The sequence below is a fragment of the Sporichthya sp. genome (assembly GCF_013815995.1).
Taxonomy (GTDB): Bacteria; Actinomycetota; Actinomycetes; order Sporichthyales; family Sporichthyaceae; genus Sporichthya.
The window spans coordinates 1-17,755 of the sequence record NZ_JACDFE010000009.1 but is presented as its reverse complement, the minus strand read 5'-3'; the positions used below and the strand labels follow the sequence as shown (position 1 = coordinate 17,755).

Genomic DNA, 17,755 nt, shown 5'->3' with positions numbered 1-17,755 from the left:
GAGACAACGTGTCTCACGTGGTACTACGGTGAGACATCTTGTCTCGCCGGTGGAGGCCCCCGATGACGGTGGATCAGGCCGGGGTGCCCGCTGCCCCGGACGCGCCCGAGTTCCAGCTCGAACAGGACGCTGTTCCGTGCCGCCGGCCCAAGCTCGCCGTCGCGCTGATGTGCCTCACCGTCGCGGTGATCTACGGCTCCGGGACCATCCTGTTCACCGCGCTGTCGACGGTGGCCGAGGAACTCGAGGCGAGCCAGACGCAGCTGGTGTGGATCGCCGGCATGTACCCGCTGGTAATTGCCGCCCTCCTGTTGCCGGGCGGGGCGTTCGTCGACCGGGTCGGGCGCAAGGTCGGTGCGGTCCTGGGCCTGGCCATCACCGCGTCCTTCTTCCTGGCGGCCAGTCAGACCAACAGTGCCGACATGGTCCTGCTCTTCCTGGGCCTGGCCGGTATCGGCGGCGCGATGTCCTTCCCGGCCACCCTGGCCACGATCACCGCGGTGGTGCCCCGCGAGCGCCGGGGACCGGCCGTCGGCCTGTGGTCCGCGAGCCTGTTCATCGGCGGTGTCACCGGGACCACTCTCGGCGGCGTGCTCTCCGAGTGGCTGGCCTGGCAATGGCTGCTGATCGGCCCGGCCGTACTCGGCCTCCTGGCGATCGTGCCGATCCTGATCTGGGTGCCGGAGTCGCGCGACGTCCGCAACGCCCATGTCGACGTCCTCGGTGCCGTGCTCTCGGTCCTGGCCGTCGGCCTGTTCGTGTTCGGCATGACCGAGGCGCCGGAGAAGGGCTTCGCCGACCCGCTCACCCTGACCGCCTTGCTGGGCCTCGTGTTCGGCGTGCTGTTCGTGTGGTCCCAGCTGCGGGACAAGCGCCCGATGCTCGACCTGCGGCTGTTCAAGGACGGCCGGTTCGGTTCCGGCTCGCTGGTCAACCTGCTCAGCTGGTTCATGACGTACGGCTTCTTCTTCACGGCCGTGCAGTACCGCTACTACACCCTCGACTTCGGCCCGTTGCTGACCGGCCTTTCGTTCGCGCCGTCGGCGACCTTCATCATTCCGTTGGCGATTGTCGGCCCGAAGTTGGCGCGCAAGTACGGCTCGCGGCCGGTGATGGTGCTCGGCCTGATGATCCTGGCCGTCGGATCGGTCGGGATCGCACTGACCGCCACCACTCAGAAGTTCTGGCCGGTGGCCATCTGCGAGGCGATCGCGTTCAGCGGCCTGGCGTTGGTCGGCGGTCCGGCGACCGAGTCGATCATCGACGCGCTGCCGCCGGCCAAGCACGGCGTCGCGTCTGCGGTCAACGACATCACCCGCCAGTTGGGCATCGCGCTGGGTGTGGCGGTGCTGGGAACGTTGTTCAACGCGGCGTACCGCGCCGACGTCGCGACCGACGGCGTCTTGGACGACGTGGTCGAAGCCACCAAGGACTCCGCCGCGGAGGGCCTGGCGCTGGCCGCCGGGTTGCCCGACAGCGTGCGGGAGGCGCAGGAGTCGGCGATCGCGAACGCGGTCACCCTGGGCTTCGTCGTCGCCAGCCTGGCGTTGGCGTTGGCCTTGGCGATCGGAGCCTGGGTCGTGTGGCGACGCTGCCCGGCGGAGGTCGGCAAGGCGGTCGAGGCCGACTTCACCGCGGAGGCCTGGGCCGAGATGAAACTCGACCCGGCGCTTGATCCGGCGCAGGACCGGCCATCGGTATCGGTGGCCGCCATGGCCGCGCTCGCGCCGATCGAGGCGCCGCTCCAGGCTTCTCTCTTGCCGCCACCGCCCTCGGTGCCCGCAGCCATCCCGCTCTCGGTCCAACTGACCCAGGCCGCCGCCCGCTACGCCGACCTGCTGGAGCAGGCCCAGGCTCGGCACGCGGACCTCGAAGCCGATCTCGTGCGGCTGCGGGCCCACGAGGCGGAGGTGCGCAGGCGGTGTGCGGAGGCGCACGCCGAGCACGCTTCCGCCCTCGCCGCGCTCGCGGAACTGGCCAACGCCGGCGAGGACTGGCTGGACCGGGCCTTCGTCGATCCGATCGCCGCACCCCTCGTCGAGCGCGGCTGACCTGTCCACATACTGAAACCACCGTGCCGAGGGGTGAGACGGCGGCCTAAAATCCGGCCATGAGTAGCCTGAATCTTGCAGTCATCCCGGGCGACGGCATCGGCACCGAGGTGGTCGCCGAGGGCCGCAAGGTCCTCGACGTCGTCCTCGCCGACACCAAGGTCGAGGCCCACGAGTACGACCTCGGCGCCCGTCGGTGGCATGCGACGGGGGAGACCCTGCCGGACTCCGTGCTGGAGGAGATCCGCGGCGCGGACGCGATCCTGCTCGGCGCGGTCGGCGACCCGTCGGTGCCGTCCGGGGTCCTCGAGCGCGGGCTGCTGCTCAAGATGCGCTTCGCGCTCGACCACCACGTGAACCTGCGCCCTTCCAAGCTGTGGCCGGGTGGGGCCACCCCGCTGGCCGGCAACCCGAGCATCGACTTCGTCGTGGTCCGCGAAGGCACCGAGGGCCCGTACACCGGCAACGGCGGCGCCCTGCGCGTCGGTACGCCGCAGGAAGTGGCCACCGAGGTCAGCGTGAACACGGCCTTCGGCATCGAGCGCGTCGTCCGCGATGCCTTCGCCCGCGCCCAGGCCCGCCCCCGCAAGAAGCTGACGCTGGTGCACAAGAACAACGTGCTGGTGTACGCCGGCGGATTGTGGACGCGGATCTTCAACGCCGTCGCCGCGGAGTTCCCGGAGGTTGCGACCGACTACCTGCACGTCGACGCGGTGACGATCTTCATGGTCGCCCAACCCGAGCGCTTCGACGTCATCGTCACCGACAACCTGTTCGGCGACATCATCACCGACCTCGCTGCCGCCGTGACCGGGGGAATCGGCCTGGCGGCCAGCGGCAACCTCGATGTCAGCCGGACCAACCCGTCGATGTTCGAGCCGGTGCACGGTTCGGCACCAGACATCGCCGGCCAGGGCAAGGCCGACCCGACCGCCACGATCCTGTCGGTGGCGATGATGTTGGAGCACCTCGGCCGGACCACGGAGGCGGCCCGGATCACCGCCGCCGTCGAGGCCGACCTGGCCGCGCGCGGCAGCGCTCCGCGCAGCACCTCGGAGGTCGGCGACGCGATCGCCGCGCGAGTAGCTGGATAGCAGGCGGCCGGGGCCGTCACGCAATCTCTTCTCCGTCGACGGCCAGGAGGCCGCAATGTCTTTGCGTACGAGCGTCCCGACCCTTCCGGGCTCTGCCCCGACCGGCACGACGCCGGGTGTTCGCTTCGCTCAACAGGCTCAATCGGCTGTAGCGTTCCGCCCATGACCACGGTGGGCAGCCTTCAGTTCGACGTCACCCTGAACCCCACGCCCGCGCCCGAGGTGCGGCGGGCCGAGATCCTGGCCAACCCGGGCTTCGGCAAGTTCTTCACCGACCACATGGTCAGTGTGACCTGGACCCCCGAGCAGGGCTGGCACGACGCGAACCTGCGCGCCTACGGCCCGATCTCGATGGACCCGGCCACCGCGGTGATCCACTACGCCCAGGCGATCTTCGAGGGCCTCAAGGCCTACCGGCACGATGACGGCTCGATCGTCACCTTCCGGCCGGAGCAGAACGCCGCGCGGTTCCAGCGCTCCGCCCGCCGGCTCGCCCTGCCCGAGTTGCCGAGCGAGATCTTCGTCGACGCGATCGACCTTCTGGTCCGCACCGATGCCGCCTGGGTGCCCGGTCAGGCCGAGCAGAGCCTGTACCTGCGCCCGTTCATGTTCGCCTCCGAGGTCTTCCTCGGCGTGAAGCCGGCCTCGCACGTGAGCTTCTTCGTGATCGCCTCGCCGGCGGGCGCGTACTTCGCCAAGGGCCTCAAGCCGGTGTCGATCTGGCTGTCCGAGGAGTACACCCGGGCCGCCCAGGGCGGCACCGGGGCCGCGAAGTGCGCCGGTAACTACGCGGCCGGCCTGGTCGCGCAGCAGGAGGCGATCGCCAACGGTTGCGACCAGGTCGTCTTCCTCGACGCGGTCGAGCGCAAGTGGGTCGAGGAACTCGGCGGCATGAATCTGTACTTCGTGCACGCCGACGGTCACATCGAGACCCCGACGCTGACCGGCTCGATCCTCGAGGGCGTCACCCGTGACTCGATCATGAGCATCGCCGGCGACCTCGGGCACCAGGTCGCCGAGGCCCGGATCTCGGTCGACGACTGGCGCGACGGGGTGAGTTCGGGCGACATCGTCGAGGTGTTCGCCTGCGGCACCGCCGCGGTGCTCACCCCGGTCGGCAAGCTCGCCTGGCGCGGCGGCGAACTGGCGATGGGCGACGGTGAGCCCGGCCCGGTCACCACCGCGATCCGTCGCGCGTTGCTGGAGCTTCAGCACGGGCACGCGCCGGACAAGCACGGCTGGCTGCACAAGGTCATCTGACGGTCAGTCAGGGAAGACCGTGAACATCTCGCTGGCCGGCAAGGTCGCCTTCGTCACGGGGGCTGCGCGTGGCCAGGGCCGCTCGCACGCGATCCACCTCGCCCGGGCCGGGGCCGACATCATCGGGCTCGACCTGTGCGCACCGATCGACACCGTCGGCTACCCGCCGGCGACCTTCTCCGACCTCGAGCAGACCGTCGAACTGGTCGAGAACGAGGACGCCCGGATGGTGGCCGCGGTCGCCGACGTGCGCGACCGGGACGCCGTCGAGAGTGCGCTCGCCACCGGCCTGGAGGAGTTCGGCCGGGTCGACCTTGTGGTCGCCAACGCGGGCATCCTGCCGATCGTGGGCGATCAGGCCGACACCTTCCAGGCCTATCTCGACGCCGTCGATGTGAATCTCACCGGCGTCTTCCACACCGTCGACGCCTGCCTGCCGCACCTGATCGCGCAGGGCACCGGCGGGTCGATCGTCATCACCAGTTCGACCTCCGGCATCACCGGGCTGGTCGACGGCTCCCGGGGCAGCATGGGCTACGCCGCGGCCAAGCACGGCGTGGTCGGGTTGATGCGCGGCTGGGCCACGGTGCTTGCCAAGCACAGCATCCGGGTGAACACGCTGCACCCGACCGGAGTGAACTCTCCGATGGTGGTGAACGAGGCCTTCTCGCGTTACGTCGAGGTCGAGCACCCGGAGATGGTTCCGCGGCTGCAGAACGCGATGCCGGTGGCCCTGATCGAGCCCGAGGACGTCAGCGGCGCGGTGGTCTGGCTGTGCTCGGACGCGGCCAGATACGTCACCGGGGTGACCCTGCCGGTGGATGCCGGCTACGCGTTGACCTGAGAGCGAGCGAGCCGGAGACACGCGCACCGCGTGGCTCTGCGCTGATTCGCAGCGACTTGTGCAGTAATGGGCTGACGTGTGCCGAAAACGGGGGACTACAGCCATGCGGTTCGAACTACCACGCACGCTGGTCTGGATGGGCACGACCGCCCTGCTGACAGGCACGCTCGGGGTGTTGAACGCGCCGACGGCCTCGGCCGCGGCGGCCTCGATCGGAGCGACGACCGTGTCCGGGATCGGCGCCTCGACCGCGACCCTGACCGCGCCGGTCAACGCGGGCGGGACGGCGACCGAGATCAGCGCGACCTGCACCGGTGGGCCGTTCACCGCTTCCCAGGAGACGGTGTCGACCTCGGGGACCGCGTCCAAGACCGTGGCCCTCACCGGGCTGACCGGGTTCGGGAAGTACGTGTGCTCGGTGACCGCGAAGCAGACCGGCCAGGCGCTCGTCGTCGGCCAGGTCAAGCCGGCGTTCTTCACCACGGCGGCACCGCCGCCGGTCACGCTCTACGTGGACGGCAACCCCGCGCCCCTCGGTGCCGGCGCGGCGACCACAAGCTGCACCGGCCCGGGGGCGCAGGCCTGCCCGACCATCCAGCAGGCGGTGACCGCAGCGCAGGCGCTCAGCGACAGCACCGTGACGATCCAGGTGAAGTCGCTGACGGCGGTCGGCCCCGGCGCGGCCTACTTCGAAGCGGTCTCCATCGCCCTCCCGGACACGGTCCGGCTGCGGATCGCGGGCGTCGGCAACCCGATCGTGCGCGGCCTGCTGGGCAGATCGGTGTTCACCATCACCGGCCCCACCGGCCTGGCTGGTTCTTCGCCGCGGGTGACGCTGGTCGGGATGACGATCGCCGGCGGCGAGGCCACCGGTAGCGGCGGCGGCGGGGTCACGGTCGCCGGCGATCTGGTCTGGCTGTCCAACAACACCATCACCGACAACCGCGGCAACACCGGCGCCGGCGTCTACAACAACAGCACCAACCAGCTGACGCTGATCAACAACACGATCGCGGGCAACCTCGGCGGGACCGCCTCGTCGACCGGCGTCGCGGTCTTCACGCTGCAGGGTTCCACCCTGCTGGTCAACAACACCTTGGCGGACAACCCGCCGACCGGGACCGGCACCGGTCTCGACATCGGCGCGCAGGGGTTCTACCGCCTGATCAACTCGATCCTGTCGCACACCACCTGCGGCAATCACAAGGCCGGGACCGACGGCGGTCACAACGTCGAGTCCGGCAACACCTGCGGTCTCAACGCGACGACGAACCGGGTGAGCAACTCCGCGATCAATCTCGCTTCTTCGTTGGCCGCCAACGATTCGGCCGGGCCGATGACCCTGGCGATCGCGACGGACAGCTCGGCGCACAACTGGGTGCCGATCGCCGACTGCTCGGTCACCTTCGATGCCCGCGGCTTCGGCCGGCCCGGCTTCGACGGGCAGAACTGCGACGCCGGTGCCTTCGAGATCCAGGCCGCCTCGACGGTGCCGACCATCGGCGGGACGACGGCCTCGGGCGTCACCGACACCGCGGCGACGTTGACCGCGCAGGTGAACCCCGGCGGCGCGCCGACCAGCGTCGGCGTGACCTGCACCGGCGGGGCCTACAACTGGACCTCCGCCAACGCCGGATCCGGCCGCAGCCCGGTTGGCGTCTCGGCGAACCTGAGCGGTCTGACGCCGGGCGTCGAGTACGTCTGCGCGCTGAAGGCGACGAACACCGCCGGTGAGGCGACTAGCACTCCGGCGGCGACGTTCACGACGTCGGCAACCCCGGTCGTGACCCCGACTCCGACCCCGACTCCGACCCCGACTCCGGTGGTGACCCCGACCCCGACGCCCACTCCGGTGACGCCGACGCCGACTCCGGCGCCTCCGGGTCCGGCGTCGCGACCGACGGTCGGGGCCACCTCGGTGTCCGCGATCGGTACCAGCACCGCGACCCTGACCGCGCCGGTCACCGCGAACAACGCCTCGACCAGCGCGACGGCGACCTGCACCGGCGGCGCGTGGTCGGCGGGTGGCGCCATCGTCGGGTCCGGCACCACGCCGGTCACGATGTCGGTCCCGCTCACGGGGCTGGCGCCCGGAACCATCTACAGCTGCGCGATCACGGCCACGAACAGCGCAGGTACGACGACGAGCGGGACCCCGGCGGCGTTCTCGACCGCGGGTGCGCCCAAGGCGCCGATGACCGTCTCGGCCAAGGTGATCACGGCCAAGAAGGGCAAGAGCACGACGTACACCGTCGCGACCTTCAAGGACCCGGCCGACCTCGCGGCGAAGTCCTACACGGTGACCATCGCCTGGGGCGACGGCACCACGAGCAAGGGCACCGTCAGCCGCACCGGCAAGGGCACCTACAAGGTGACCGGTAAGCACACGTACAAGACGGCCGGCTCGAAGTCGCCGAAGGTCACCGTGGGCAAGGCCGGAACCGCCGCGGTCAGCGCCAAGGCGAAACCGGCCTGATCCGCGGAGATTTGCCGCTGCACAGGGCCTGTGTCACACTCGATCCGTGGCACAGGCTCTGATTATTGGATAGGCGCATCGGCTGAGCACGATCCGATGCGCAAACCTCTCGTCTCCGGACGAGGGGTTTTTTGTTTGTCCCAGCACCACTTTCACCGGCACCACAACGATGAAGGACGGCACCTCGTGACGACTCAGCGCAACGGTCTTCCGGACGCGTTCCACGTCTTCGACACGACCCTGCGCGACGGCGCCCAGGGTGAGGGCATGGCACTGACGGTGGCGGACAAGCTCGCCATCGCCAAGCACCTGGACGACCTGGGCGTCGGCTTCATCGAGGGCGGCTGGCCGGGTGCGTTGCCGAAGGACACCGAGTTCTTCGCGCGCGCCCAGAGTGAACTGAACCTGCGCAACGCACAGCTGGTGGCCTTCGGGTCCACCCGCAAGGCCGAGAAGAAGGCGTCGGAGGACCCACAGGTCCTCGCGCTTCGTGACTCCGGGGCCGGCACGATCTGCCTGGTCGCCAAGAGCCACGTCGGTCACGTCGAAAGGGCCCTTCGCACCACCCCCGCGAAGAACCTCGAGATGATCACGGACACGGTCACCTTCCTGCGCTCCGAAGGCAAGCGGGTGTTCGTGGACTGCGAGCACTTCTTCGACGGGTACCACCTCGACCCGGCCTACGCCGTCGAGGTGGTCCGCACTGCGGCCGCCGCCGGGGCTGACGTCGTCGTGCTCTGTGACACCAACGGCGGCATGCTGCCCTCCTGGGTTCACCGTGTGGTCAGCGAGGTTCTCGCTGCCACCGGTGCCCGGTTGGGCATTCACTGTCAGGACGACACCGGCTGCGCGGTGGCCAACACCATCGCCGCGGTCGAGGCCGGCGTCACCCACGTGCAGTGCGTGGCCAACGGCTACGGCGAGCGCACCGGCAACGCCAACCTCGCCACCGTGGTGGCCAACCTCCAGCTCAAGATGGACATCGCGTGCCTGCCGCCGGGCAAGCTCAAGGAACTGTCCCGGGTCAGCCACGCGATCGCCGAGATCTCGAACATGACGCCCCGTCATCACCTGCCCTACGTCGGGATGAGCGCGTTCGCGCACAAGGCCGGCCTGCACGCCTCCGCGATCAAGGTCGACCCCGACCTCTACCAACACATCGATCCGACCCTGGTCGGCAACGACATGCGCATGCTGATCTCGGAGATGGCCGGGCGGGCCAGCGTCGAGCTCAAGGGCAAGGAACTCGGCCACGACCTCACCGCCAGCCCGCAGGCGCTCGCCAACGTGGTGGAGCGCGTCAAGGCGATGGAGGCCCGGGGCTACTCCTTCGAGGCCGCCGACGCGTCCTTCGACCTGCTGATCCGTTCCGAGCTGGACCCCGAGAGCGCCCAGCTCTTCGAGCTGGAGTCCTGGCGCGTCATCGTGGACCGTGACGTCGCGGGCGAGGTGCGCACCGAGGCCACCGTGAAGCTGCACGCCGGCGGCAAGCGCTTCGTCGCCACCGGTGAGGGCAACGGCCCGGTCAACGCCCTCGATATGGCGCTGCGTCAGGGCCTGGAGCAGGTCTTCCCGGATCTGGCCCGCCTCGAGCTCGTCGACTTCAAGGTCCGCATCCTCGAAGGCGCGCACGGCACCGGCGCCATCGTCCGGGTACTGGTCGAGACCAGCGACGGCGAGACCGAGTGGAACACCGTCGGCGTCCACGAGAACATCATCGAGGCGTCGTGGCAGGCGCTCGCCGACGCGGTCACCTATGGCCTGGTCCAGCAGGCCGAAAGGGCCTGACCGCGGCGTCGAGTCAGTCGGCGAGGGAGATCAGGGCCAGCGCACGCCCGGTGGCGAAGTAGTGCGAGAGCATGCCCTTGATCACGATCTGCCGGCTCAGGACCTGACGGAGCACCGGGCTCCGCGGGGAGATCAGCCCGACCGGCAGCTTGCCGCCGGCCTTGACCTTCATCTGCGAGAGCTGGAGCAGCTGGTCGGAGTTGATGTACAACGCTACCCGCGGCTCGCCGACGATGCCGTTGTAGATCGTGATGCCCTCGTTGGCGAAGTCGAGCGTGCACTCGGTGTCGGTGTCGGTGTTCACGATCGTCACCGGGTGGCGCATCTTGCGCGCGGTCTTGGTCAGGTTCGGCTTGTTCGCGAAGTTCTGGACGAGCAGCGCCTGCATGATGTTGGCGATCCCGTTCGCCTCCTCGCCACCGGCACAGGTGACGGTGAAGGGCACAAATTCCTTGGCCATGTGCGCGAGATCCGTTCGGTGGTCCACGCGCCACCGAGGGGTCGCGTGAGGGTGTGCGGGCGTGGCTGCTGAGGCGAGCGTGGTGATCTTATCTGCGAGGGCGCTCCGGGTAGTGGACCGGCACGGGCCCGGCCTCGTCCCACCGCGCTTCTCAACCAGTGAGCGACAGGGTTGTGACGGATGGGGCAAGTCCCGGCCGGCGGACACCTCTCCAGTTTCAACCTTGTCGCTCAGTTGCGGGAATCCGTTCGCAACGCCGCGATCAATCGTTGCCGGAGCGGCGCGGCCCTCTCGGCGAAGGCCCGTTGGGCCTCGACGTACTCCGCCTTGCCCTCGGCGGTCTCGATCCGGACCGGGGCGTAGCCGAGATCGGCCAGGTCGTAGGGGGAGGCGCGCATGTCGAGCGTGCGGATCTCGCGAGCCAGCTCGAAGCAGTCGGCGACCAGCTCGGAGGGCACCAGCGGGCTGAGCCGGTAGGCGTGCTTGTAGAGGTCCATGTTGGTGTGCAGGCAGCCGCCCTGCTCCAGGTCCGGCATGGCGGTTCGGCTGGGGGTGAGCACGTTCAGCGGGCGGGCGGGTTCGGTGAAGAAGCGGAACGCGTCGAAGTGCGTGCAGCGCAGCGGCGCGGACTCCACCACCGCATCCAGCTCGGCCGGGGCCAGTCGCAGCGGCCAGGCCGCGTGCCGGACCTGCTCGGGAGAGCTGCGGTAGACCATCGCCCACTCGTGCATGCCGTGGCAGCCGAAAACTGGACGCCGGGCCGCGGTGGCCCGCAGCAGCGCCACGGTGTCCCGGACCAGCTGGCCGGGCCTGACGCTCAGGGAGGCGGTCACCCCGCCCTCGACGGACACGTATCCGGCCCAGTCCCGGTGCGGGGCGTCGCCCGCCAGGACGACCCCGGCGCCGGGGTGCCAGCGGCGCAGCGCTCCGGGGGAGTGGTTGTAGTAGGTGAACAGGAAGTCGAGCACCGGGTGCGCCTCGCGGCGCACCGCCCGGTCCAGGTGGGGGTCTGTCCAGGCCCGCACACGCGCCTGGTGGGCGTCGCGGCGGGCGGCCCACTCGGGCGGACCCAGCACCTGGGGTTGGGTGACGGCCTGCACGGCTCCATTCTGTGTCCCTGGCTCCGGGTAGCCTCCCGGGGTGCGAATCGCCCGCTTCACCCATGAGTCCCACCAGCTCTTCGGCATCGTCGAAGGGGATCCCGGCGCTGAGGTGATTGCCCTCGTCGAAGGTGACCCGCTCTACACCAAGGTCACCCCGACCGGGCAGCACCTGCCGCTCGCGGAGGTGAAGCTCCTCGCCCCGGTGATCCCACGCAGCAAGGTTGTCGGCGTGGGGCGCAACTACGCCGACCACGCCGCGGAGCTGGGCAATGAGGTGGCGGCCGAGCCGTTGTTGTTCCTCAAGCCGAACACCACGGTGATCTCGCCGGCCGACCCGATCGGCCACCCGCAGCAGTCCACCGATGTGCACTACGAGGGTGAACTCGCCGTGGTGATCGGCCGGATCTGCCGGGAGGTGCCGGTCGAGCGGGTGCCCGAGGTGATCTTCGGCTACACGGTCGGCAACGACGTCACCGCGCGCGACCTGCAGCGCAGCGACGACCAGTGGACCCGGGCCAAGGGCTTCGACTCGTTCTGCCCGCTCGGGCCGTGGATCGTCACCGACCTCGACATCACCGACCTCGCGGTGACCACGACCCTCAACGGTGAGCTCAAGCAGGCCGGCCGGACCTCGGCCATGGTGCACAAGGTGCCCGACCTGATCGCCTACATCACCTCGGTGATGACGTTGCTGCCCGGCGACGTGATCCTGACCGGGACCCCCGCCGGGGTCGGCCCGATGAAGCCCGGTGACGAGGTGTCGGTCACCGTCGAGGGCATCGGCACCCTGACCAACCCGGTAGTGGCCCGATGACCGATTCGACCAGCAAGGTGCGTGTCCGCTTCGCCCCGTCGCCCAGCGGCGACCTGCACGTCGGCAACATCCGCACGGCGCTCTATGACTGGGCCTACGCCCGGCACACCGGCGGCACCTTCGTGTTCCGCATCGAGGACACCGATTCCGCGCGCGTGACGCCGGAGTACATCGCGGCCGCGGTGGAGTCGATGCGCTGGTTGGGCCTGGACTGGGACGAGGGTCCCGAGGTCGGCGGCGACCACGGGCCCTACCAGCAGTCCGAGCGGATCGACCTGTACCGCGAGTGGGCGCAGCGGTTCATCGACAACGGCCACGCGTACCACTGCTACGAGAGCCCGGCCGAGGCCGAGGAGCGGGTCGCGCGGCAGAAGGCGGCCAAGGCACCGCCCGGCTATGACGGGCACAGCCGCAACCTCACCCCGGAGCAGCGCGCCGCCTACGAGGCCGAGGGCCGCAAGCCGGTGGTCCGGTTCCGGATGCCCGAGGGCACCACGACCCTTCACGACCTGATCCGCGGCGAGGTCAGCTTCGACAATGCCCTCATCCCGGACTTCGTGCTGATGCGCGCCGACGGCTCGCCGCTCTACACCCTCGCGGTGGCCGTCGACGACGTCCTGATGAAGATCACCCACGTCGTGCGCGGGGAGGATCTGCTCTCCTCGACGCCGCGTCAGATCGCCGTCTATCGCGCGATGGGCGTCACCGACGAGCAGACGCCCTCCTTCGCGCACCTGCCGTTCGTGATGGGCCAGGACAACTCCAAGTTGTCCAAGCGGCACGGTGCGGTGACGATCGGTCAGTTCCGCGCCGACGGTTACCTGCCCGAGGCGATGTGCAACTACCTCGCGCTGCTCGGCTGGTCCCTCGGCGACGGTGACCGTGAGGAGTTCGACCTGCAGGAGATGGCCGCGGCCTTCACCCTCGAACGGGTCAACTCCAGCCCGGCGCGCTTCGACCCGAAGAAGCTCGATGCGATCAACGGCACCTGGATCCGCAGACTCGACCCGAAGGACCTGGCGAACCGGATCGTGCCGTTCCTGGTCGGCGCCGGACTGCTCGCCGACCCGCCGTCCGCGACCGACCTGGAGACCCTGGCGGCCGCCGTGCCGCTGGTCCAGGAGCGGATGATCACGCTGGGGGAGGTCGTCGACATGGTCGGCTTCCTGTTCATCTCCGAGGTGACCATCGACCCGGACGCCGCCGCCGCGGTCCGCGGCCCCGACGCCGAAGCCGTCCTCAAGGCCGGAATCGGCGCGCTGGAGGCGCTGGCCGGCTTCTCGGCCACGGATATCGAGGCTGCGCTGCGGGCCGCCCTGATCGAAGGCCTGGGGCTGAAGCCGAAGAACGCCTTCGGGGCGCTGCGGGTGGCCGTGACCGGCCGCCGGATCTCCCTACCGCTGTTCGAGTCGATGGAACTGCTGGGCCGCGACGCCACCCTGGCCCGGCTCCGGGCCGGGCTGGCCGCCCTGTCCTGACCGTCGGTTTGCGGCGCGCGAATCCCTGTGCGCCCCGACCCCGGCGGTTCGGTATCATCGACCCTCGGTGCACGGACCCGATCGGCTCGTCACCACCCATGGGGTATGGGGTAATTGGCAGCCCGGCTGATTCTGGTTCAGCTAGTCTAGGTTCGAGTCCTGGTACCCCAGCGCAGCACGGATTTAGCCTCGGAACACCCGCTCCGGTAAGGTCCGTGCGCACCACCTGGCCCCGTTGTGTAGTGGCCTAGCACGCCGCCCTCTCAAGGCGGTAGCGCGGGTTCGAATCCCGTCGGGGCTACCAGGTGAGCCGGTTCGCCGAAGGCGGGCCGGCTCAGGTGTTTAAGAACCCGATGATCGCGGCGGCGAGGTCGGTGGGCGCGTCCTCCTGCAGGAAGTGCCCCGCGTTCGTGATGGTCGGGTGCTCCAGGCCGGCGGCGCCGGGGATGGCGCGGCGCAGGATCGGGGCCATCGCGCCGGTGATCGGGTCGCTGTCGGAGAACGCGGTCAGGAACGGCTTGTCCCAGGTCGTCAGGACCTTCCACGCCGCGCGGTTGGCCTCGGCGGCCGGGTCGTCCGGCCGGTACGGCACCAGACCGGGCATGGCGCGCGGGCCGGCCTTGTAGGACTCGTCGGGGAACGGGGCGTCGTAACCGGCGCGCGCCTCCGGACCCAACCCGCGCACGCAACCGCTCGCGACGAAGCGCGCGATGTCGAGCGTCGGCGCCGCGGCGATGGCCTGGCGGAACTGGTGCCAGACCGCCGGCATGTCCTGGTCGCCGGTCGGCAGGCCGGTGTTGGCCGCCACGACGCGGTCGAAACGGTCGGGGTTCTCCGCGACGACCCGCAACCCGATCAGCCCGCCCCAGTCCTGGCCGACCAGGGTCAGGCCGCGCAGGTCGAGGACGTCGAAGAGCAGGGAGCGCATCCACTCGACGTGCCGGGCGAAGCTGTGGTCGGTGACCTCCGCCGGCTTGTCCGAGCGTCCGAAGCCGACCAGGTCGACCGCGATCGCGCGCAGGCCGGCGTCCGCGAGCGGACCCATCAGCCCCCGGTAGAGGAACGACCAGGTCGGCTCGCCGTGCAGGAGCAGCACCGGGGGACCGTCAGCCGGGCCGGCCGCCGCCCAGGCCATCCGCAACGTCTGACCGTCGCCGGCAGGCACCTCGGCGTAGTGCGGGGCGTGGTCGAACCCGGTCAGGGCGTCGAACGCGGAGTCGGGAGTGCGCAGCAGCTGCATGACGGTGATGGTTTCAGCGCGGCCAGTTCGCGGATAGCCCTTGACGGCGAAACTTACATTTCGTAATTTAGTTTTAAGTTACGAAATGTAAGTTTGGGGGCGCCAGGATGACCCGCCGTCGCATGTCCGCCGAGGACCGTCGCGAGCAACTGCTCGACGTCGCCCTGGACGTGGTTGTCGCGGAGGGCTTCTACTCCGTCACCATCGACCGCGTCGCCCGGGACGCGGGGGTCACCCGCACGCTGATCTACAGCCAGTTCGGCGACCTGGCCGGCCTGGTGTCCGCCCTCGTCGACCGGGAGACCGGCGCGGCGATGGAGGGGCTGGCCGAAGCCCTCGCGCCGGTGCCCGACGAGCTCGACTTCGTCGAGATCGGTGAGGCCCTGCTGCGCGCGATGGTCGCGGCCGTCGCGCAGGCACCGCGCAGCTGGGCGATCCTGTTCAATCCGCCGGAGGGCGGCCCGCCCGAGCTGCACGAGCAGATCGCCGCCGGCCGCGCCTTGTCCCGCGTGCATGTGCAGGAGCTGCTCACCAGCCGCCTTCCGCGCGGGGTCGAGGACCCCGAACTCACGGCGCACCTGAACCAGCTGCTCGGCGAGGAACTGGTCCGCCTGCACGTGCGTGACCCTGAGCGTTACCCGCTCGAGCGCATGGTCCGTCAGATCCGAGAGAGCGCCGCGGGCACCCTCGCGGCCCACCCCAGAAGGGCATCCCGATGACCGCCACATCAGACCGCCCGCGCACCCCGACCGCTTCGGTCGGTGCCCCGCTCGGCCCCGGTTCGCTGACCTGGAAGTACCACGGCGACCGCCGCGGCCTGCTGTTCATGTGGCGCACCGGCACGTTGCAGAACATGCACCCCGCAGTGAACTCGGCGCTGCAGCAGAACTCGAACTTCTTCAACAACCCGTGGGACCGGCTGCTCCGCTCGATCCCGCCGATCATGGGCGTCGTCTACGACGACAACGCCGACGCCACCGGTGCGCAGGTGCGCGACTTCCACAAGCCGATCAAGGGCGACGACGACGGCCACGGCCGGCGCTACTCCGCGCTCAACCCGGACACGTTCTGGTGGACGCACGTCACCTTCGTCGAGACGATCATCGCGATCAACGAGTACTTCGGCACGCCGCTGACCGAGGCGGAGAAGGACCAGTTGGTCGCCGAGGGCGTCACGTGGTGGAAGCGCTACGGCCTGTCCGACCGCCCCGTGGTGAGCACCTGGGCCGAGTTCGAGGACTACTTCAACCACATGCTCGAGCACGAGCTCGAGCACAACGCCACCACGCGCTGGGCGGTCACGGCGCACCAGCAGAAGATGCCGCCGCCGCCCGGAGTGCCGAAGCTGGCGTGGAAGGTCATCGAGTGGCCGACCTCGCGGTTCAACCGGTGGCTGGGCAACGGCCTGATGCCGCCGAAGGCCCGGGAGATCCTCGAACTGCAGTGGCGCACCCGCGACGAGGTTGCTCTGCGGGTCCTCGGCCAGGTCGTGCGCCGAGCCTGGCCGCTGCTCCCGGCGAAGGTCCGCTACAACCCTCGCGCCTACGATGCGATCAAGCGGGCCGAAGCGGCCTGACCCGGAACGGGAGGGCGACCAGTGAGCGAGAACGTGGCGGCCGTTGAAGCGGCCCTCGAGTGCCTGAACAAGGGCGACCTCGACGGCTACATGGCGCTCTACAGCGCCGATGCCCAGTTCGTCGGCTATCCCGCGGACGTGCCGGCGAACGTCGCCGGGGTCAAGGCCTTCTACGCCGGCCTCCTGGCCGGGATCCCGGATCTCGACGTCGAGGCCATCGACATCTTCGCGGCGGGGGCGCGGGTCGTGGTGCGCTTCGCCATCACCGGCCACCACGAGGGCGAGTTGCTGGGCGCGGCGCGGACCGGGCACGCGATCTCCTTCGAGGGCCTGAGCATCCTGTACTTCCAGGACGGCAAGGTGGCCCACCGCGTCACGCGGTCCGACGAGAACGCGCTGCTGGTGCAGATCGGCATCATCCCGACGCCCAGCTCGACCAGCGGCTGATCCCGGACCCCGTCAGAGCGAACCGAGCGCCTGCTCCAGGTCGGCCCAGAGGTCCTCGGGATCCTCGATGCCGGCCGAGAACCGCACCAGACCCTCCGGGATCGTCGGTGACTCACCGGCCCAGCGGCGGCGCCGCTCGAGTGTGGACTCGACGGCGCCGAGGCTCGTCGCGTTGACCCACAGCCGGGTGGCGCCGCAGAACGCCTCCGCCGTCGGGCCGTCGGCGAACTCGACGGAGAGGATCGCGCCGAACGTGCGCATCTGGGCCGTCGCGCGAGCATGCCCGGGGTCGGTGGGCAAGCCGGGGTAGCGGACGCGCAGGCAGGCCGGATGTGCGGCCAGTCGCGGCGCCAGCACGGCGGCGTTGGCGGCCGCCCGCTCCAGGCGCAGGTGCAAGGTGCGCAGCCCGCGCAGGGCGAGCCAGGTCTCCATCACCCCGGGCGCGGTGCCGGACAGGCGACGGTGCTCCTTCAACCGGTCGAGGGTGTCGGTGTCGGTGGCGACCAGCGCTCCGAGCACTGCGTCGCTGTGGCCGGCGATGAACTTCGTGGCCGAGTGCACCACCAGGTCCGCACCGAGGGCGATCGGGTTCTGTCCGAACGGGGTCGCGAAGGTGTTGTCGACGGCGACCAACGCTCCGGCGGCCCGCCCGGCCGCGCAGGTCGTAGGAAGATCAGCGACTTCGAGGGCGGGGTTGGTCGGTGACTCCAACAGCACCAGGTCGGCGCCGTCGCAGGCCGCGACGACCTCGTCGGTGTCGGCCACGTCCACCTGTCGCAGCGTCAGTCCGGTGCGTGCCAACTGGCCCAGGGTGCCGAGGTACGCGTGCCGCGGCACGACGACGACGCCGTCGGCCGGGATCAGGCTGAGGACCGCGCCCACGGCGGCGAGCCCGGAGGGGAAGGCCAACCCCAGGCCGCCTTCCAGAGCACCGATCGCGGTCTCGAAGGCCTCCCAGGTCGGGCTGCCGTGCCGGCCGTACTCGATGGCTCCACCTGCGTTGTAGACCGAGGCGAGCACCGGCGGCTGGTTCAGCGGGGCATCGGGTACGCGGACCGGTCGGCCGGCGTGCACCGCCTCGGTCTCGGGGGAGAGCTCACGCATCAGCGGGCCCCGGGCCGGCC

The 17,755-nt window shown here is 70.0% G+C and carries 15 protein-coding genes and 2 tRNA genes; 13 read left to right on the top strand and 4 right to left on the bottom strand.

Translation table 11 applies throughout. The features are described 5' to 3' along the window. Positions 1-62 precede the first annotated feature (62 nt). From H0X00_RS02240 to cimA, 6 genes are all read left to right on the top strand, one after another. Positions 63-2,051 carry an MFS transporter gene (locus H0X00_RS02240; protein ID WP_293767063.1) on the top strand — a complete coding sequence of 663 codons (1,989 nt, stop codon included), beginning with the start codon at positions 63-65 and terminating at the stop codon, positions 2,049-2,051. Between the two features lie 59 nt (positions 2,052-2,110). Continuing rightward, positions 2,111-3,145 (top strand): 3-isopropylmalate dehydrogenase, encoded by a 1,035-nt coding sequence (locus H0X00_RS02235; protein ID WP_293767062.1) that lies wholly within the window; start codon positions 2,111-2,113, stop codon positions 3,143-3,145. A 162-nt stretch (positions 3,146-3,307) separates the two neighbouring features. Continuing rightward, positions 3,308-4,405 carry a branched-chain amino acid aminotransferase gene (locus H0X00_RS02230; protein ID WP_293767061.1) on the top strand — a complete coding sequence of 366 codons (1,098 nt, stop codon included), beginning with the start codon at positions 3,308-3,310 and terminating at the stop codon, positions 4,403-4,405. Between the two features lie 19 nt (positions 4,406-4,424). Beyond that, positions 4,425-5,249 (top strand): mycofactocin-coupled SDR family oxidoreductase, encoded by an 825-nt coding sequence (locus H0X00_RS02225; protein WP_293767060.1) that lies wholly within the window; start codon positions 4,425-4,427, stop codon positions 5,247-5,249. Between the two features lie 136 nt (positions 5,250-5,385). Further along, positions 5,386-7,725 carry a choice-of-anchor Q domain-containing protein gene (locus tag H0X00_RS02220; protein ID WP_293767059.1) on the top strand — a complete coding sequence of 780 codons (2,340 nt, stop codon included), beginning with the start codon at positions 5,386-5,388 and terminating at the stop codon, positions 7,723-7,725. 186 nt (positions 7,726-7,911) lie between these two features. Further along, on the top strand, positions 7,912-9,513 hold the full coding sequence (cimA, locus tag H0X00_RS02215) for a citramalate synthase (RefSeq protein ID WP_293767058.1): 1,602 nt from the start codon (positions 7,912-7,914) through the stop codon (positions 9,511-9,513). Positions 9,514-9,526: 13 nt separating this feature from the next. On the opposite strand, the gene H0X00_RS02210 is transcribed toward cimA, so the two are convergent. Further along, positions 9,527-9,973, bottom strand: coding sequence for a hypothetical protein (locus H0X00_RS02210; RefSeq protein ID WP_293767057.1), 447 nt, complete (start codon positions 9,971-9,973; stop codon positions 9,527-9,529). Between the two features lie 230 nt (positions 9,974-10,203). Beyond that, entirely contained in the window at positions 10,204-11,073 is an 870-nt protein-coding gene (locus H0X00_RS02205) for a 3-methyladenine DNA glycosylase (RefSeq protein WP_293767056.1), read from the bottom strand. Positions 11,074-11,113: 40 nt separating this feature from the next. On the opposite strand from H0X00_RS02205, the gene H0X00_RS02200 reads away from it, so the two are divergent. The 4 genes from H0X00_RS02200 (at position 11,114) to H0X00_RS02185 (ending at position 13,672) form a co-directional block, all read left to right on the top strand. Then, positions 11,114-11,890, top strand: coding sequence for a fumarylacetoacetate hydrolase family protein (locus H0X00_RS02200; RefSeq protein WP_293767055.1), 777 nt, complete (start codon positions 11,114-11,116; stop codon positions 11,888-11,890). Next, complete coding sequence (gene gltX / locus H0X00_RS02195; protein ID WP_293767054.1) at positions 11,887-13,368, top strand: glutamate--tRNA ligase; 1,482 nt, start codon at positions 11,887-11,889, stop codon at positions 13,366-13,368. Before H0X00_RS02200 ends, gltX begins: the two co-directional genes overlap by 4 nt. A 99-nt stretch (positions 13,369-13,467) precedes the next feature. After that, positions 13,468-13,539: transfer RNA gene (locus H0X00_RS02190), tRNA-Gln, on the top strand. Positions 13,540-13,596: 57 nt separating this feature from the next. Then, a tRNA-Glu gene (locus tag H0X00_RS02185) sits at positions 13,597-13,672 on the top strand. Positions 13,673-13,702: 30 nt separating this feature from the next. On the opposite strand, the gene H0X00_RS02180 is transcribed toward H0X00_RS02185, so the two are convergent. Next, complete coding sequence (locus H0X00_RS02180) at positions 13,703-14,608, bottom strand: haloalkane dehalogenase (protein WP_293767053.1); 906 nt, start codon at positions 14,606-14,608, stop codon at positions 13,703-13,705. A gap of 107 nt (positions 14,609-14,715) precedes the next feature. Between H0X00_RS02180 and H0X00_RS02175 the strand changes: the two genes are divergently transcribed. The 3 genes from H0X00_RS02175 to H0X00_RS02165 are packed head-to-tail and all read left to right on the top strand — an operon-like array spanning position 14,716 to position 16,631. After that, the gene (locus tag H0X00_RS02175) at positions 14,716-15,327 is read left to right on the top strand and encodes a TetR/AcrR family transcriptional regulator (RefSeq protein ID WP_293767052.1); all 612 of its coding nucleotides are present in this window, start codon (positions 14,716-14,718) and stop codon (positions 15,325-15,327) included. Then, a complete protein-coding gene (locus tag H0X00_RS02170; protein WP_293767050.1) occupies positions 15,324-16,184 on the top strand; it encodes an oxygenase MpaB family protein in 861 nt (286 codons plus the stop codon). The genes H0X00_RS02175 and H0X00_RS02170 overlap by 4 nt, the downstream gene beginning before the upstream one ends. Before the next feature lie 21 nt (positions 16,185-16,205). Continuing rightward, entirely contained in the window at positions 16,206-16,631 is a 426-nt protein-coding gene (locus H0X00_RS02165; RefSeq protein ID WP_293767048.1) for an ester cyclase, read from the top strand. Positions 16,632-16,643: 12 nt separating this feature from the next. On the opposite strand, the gene H0X00_RS02160 is transcribed toward H0X00_RS02165, so the two are convergent. Next, the gene (locus tag H0X00_RS02160) at positions 16,644-17,735 is read right to left on the bottom strand and encodes a PLP-dependent aspartate aminotransferase family protein (protein WP_293767084.1); all 1,092 of its coding nucleotides are present in this window, start codon (positions 17,733-17,735) and stop codon (positions 16,644-16,646) included. Between the last annotated feature and the right edge of the window lie 20 nt (positions 17,736-17,755).